Genomic DNA, 2,897 nt, shown 5'->3' with positions numbered 1-2,897 from the left:
GCCTCCCTCCCCGTCCTGGCCCTCCTCGTCCCGCTCGGGGTCGCGGTCGTGCTCGCGCTGCTCTGGACACCGCTCTCCCTCCTGCTGGGCCTCGCGACGCCCGTCCTCGTGCTGGGCCAGTGGTGGAGCGAGCGCCGGCGCACGCGAGGCGACGACGCCGTGCGGCGCGAGGCCGAGGCGGCGAGCCGGGCCGAGGTCGAGCGCCGCCACGGCGCCGCCCTGGCGGCCGAGCACGCGCGGCGCCACGAGGAGTCCCCCGACCCGGCCGCCCTGCTCGCCGAGGTGCGGCACCGGGGCACGCGCGTGTTCGAGCGGGGCGCCGGTGACCCCGACCACCTGGTGCTGCGCGTGGGCCTCGGGGCGCTGGAGGCCACGAGCAGCCGCGTCGAGACGGCCGGCGGGCCCGCGGCGTCCCCGTCGGGCGGGCACCCGCCGCCCGGGGCCCGGCTGGACGACGTCCCGCTCCTCGTCGCGCTGCCGGCGGTGGGGGTGCTCGGCGTCGCCGGACCGCGGGCGGCCGTGCTCGCGAGCGCCCGCGTGCTGCTGGCCCAGGTGGCCGCCTGGCACTCCCCGCAGACGGTCGCCGTCGCGGTCGCCTGCGCCGCCGGGGAGCCCGCGGCCTGGCGGTGGGTGTCCTGGCTCCCGCACGCCGCGGTGCTGGACGACCTGCCCGCCGTGGCGGACCGCGCGCAGGCGCCACGGCTGCTGGCGGGCCTCGTGCGGGAGCTGCGCCGGCGCCGCGCCGACCGCGCAGCCCCGGCAGGCCCGCGCGTCGTCCTCCTCCTCGACGGGGTGGCGGCGCTGCGCACGCTGCCCGATCTCACGGAGCTCCTGCGGGACGGCCCGGCCGCGGGTCTGCACGTCGTGTGCCTGGACGCGACGCGCAGCCGCCTGCCCGCCGAGTGCGGCGCCGTCCTGCTGCCCGCCGGTGCGCCGGCCGACCCGGAGGACGGCACGGGTGCGCCCGAGGGCTCGAGCCCCGCCTCCGGCGCGGTCCTCCTCGACGCGGGCGGTGAGCACCTCCTCCGGGTCGACGGGGCCGGGGCCGCCTGGGCGGAGGACGTCGCGCGGGCGCTCGCCCCGCTGCTGGACGCGACCCCGCCGGACGCGGCGGCCCAGCTGCCCGCCGCGTGCCGCCTGCTCGACCTGCTGCCGCCCGCCGCGACCGACGGCGCGGCGCTCGCGGCCGCCTGGCGGCACGGCGAGGCGGCCGGGACGCCGGCCACGCGCGCCGTCCTGGGCCGCACGGCCACCGGGGCCTGCGTGGTCGACCTGGCCGTGGACGGCCCGCACACCCTCGTCGCCGGGACGACGGGGTCGGGCAAGTCCGTGCTGCTGCAGGCCCTCGTGGTGAGCCTCGCCGTGGGCGCGCCGCCCGACGCCCTGCAGTTCGTCCTCGTGGACTACAAGGGCGGCGCGGCTTTCGCCGGCTGCGCCGCCCTGCCGCACGTCGCCGGTCTCGTGACCGACCTCGACGACCAGCTGGCCGCCCGGGCCCTGCGCAGCCTGCGCGCGGAGGTGCGGCGTCGCGAGGCGGCCCTGCGCCGCGCCGGGGTCGCCGACGTGGCGGCGCTGCCCGCCGGCGACGCCGCGCGCCTGCACCTGCCCCGCCTCGTGCTGGTCGTCGACGAGTTCCGCGTCCTCGCGGAGGAGCTGCCCGACTTCGTCGCCGGGCTCGTGCGGCTCGCGGCCGTGGGCCGCTCCCTCGGCATCCACCTCGTGCTCGCCACGCAGCGCCCCGCCGGGGTCGTCAGCCCCGAGATCCGCGCGAACACCGACCTGCGGATCGCCCTGCGCGTGCAGGACCGTGCCGACGCGGAGGACGTCGTGGCCGATGCCGCCCCGGCCCGCATCAGCCCCCGGCGGCCCGGCCGCGCCGTCCTGCGGCGCGGGGGCGCCGGGCTGGAGACCTTCCAGGTCGCCACGCTGAGCACGGCCCGCCGCGCCGGCGGCCCCCGGGTGCGCCGCGCCGGTCCGGCGGGGCAGCCCACCCCACCGGCCACCGCTGTCGTCGACGACGACCTCCCGGCGGTGCTGGCCGCGGTCGAGGACGCGGTGCGGCGCCGCGCCGCCCCGGCCACCCCCCGGCCACCACGGCCGGGGGGTGGCCCGCGCTGCCCGCCACCGTGCGCGCCGAGGACCTGCCGGCGGACGACCGGCCCGCCCCTCCCGGCGGCACGGCGCTGCCGTGGGGGCTGCTCGACCTGCCCGACGAGCAGCGCCGGGCCCGGGCGGCCTGGGACCTCACCGACGGCGGCCACCTGCTGGTGGTGGGGACCGTCCGCAGCGGGCGCAGCACGGTCCTGCGCACGCTCGCCGCGGCGGCGCGGACCGGCGGCGCGGCCGAGGTCCACGTCCTCGACGGTGGCGGGACGCTCGCCGACCTCGCGGAGCAGCCGCACGTCGGATCGGTCGTCGGCCGTGACGAGCTCTGGCGCGCGGGCCGGCTGCTGACCGCGCTCCAGGCGGAGGTCGACCGCCGGCGCGAGGTGTTCGCCCGCAGCGGGGCCCGCGACCTGGTGGAGCACCGGGCCCGGACGAGCGCCGACGGCACCGCGCACGACGGCACCGCGCACGACGGCACCGCGCTGGACGAGGCCGAGCCCTACCTCGTCCTGCTCGTCGACGGCTGGGACGGGTGGTCGGCGGCCCTGGCGCAGGTCGACCTCGGCGCCGGGGTCGACGCGATGCACCGGTTGCTGCGCGAAGGGTCCGCGGCCGGCGTGCGGGTCGTCCTGACGGGCGACCGCGGTCTCCTGACGTCACCCGTGGCCGGCGCGGCCGCGCAGGTGCTGCTGCTGCGCCTGGCCGACCGGGCCGACGCCGCGCTGCTGGGCCTGCGCGCCCGCGACGTCCCGCGCGCGGCCCCGCCCGGCCGCGGGCTCCTGGTGCGCGAC

The 2,897-nt window shown here is 81.2% G+C and carries 1 protein-coding gene and 1 pseudogene; both read left to right on the top strand.

The genetic code is table 11. The annotated features are described in order from the left end of the window. Positions 1-48 precede the first annotated feature (48 nt). Positions 49-1,845, top strand: a pseudogene (locus GTR02_RS24775) (FtsK/SpoIIIE domain-containing protein); the annotation flags it as partial. Between the two features lie 281 nt (positions 1,846-2,126). Further along, a partial coding sequence (locus GTR02_RS23540; RefSeq protein WP_338073966.1) for an FtsK/SpoIIIE domain-containing protein occupies positions 2,127-2,897 on the top strand: 771 nt, incomplete at its 3' end.

Origin of the sequence: Kineococcus siccus (assembly GCF_009906795.1) — a bacterium.
In the GTDB taxonomy this organism is placed as follows: Bacteria; Actinomycetota; Actinomycetes; order Actinomycetales; family Kineococcaceae; genus Kineococcus; species Kineococcus siccus.
The sequence above is the reverse complement of the archived record's forward strand: the minus strand, read 5'-3'. Positions and strand labels throughout refer to the sequence as shown.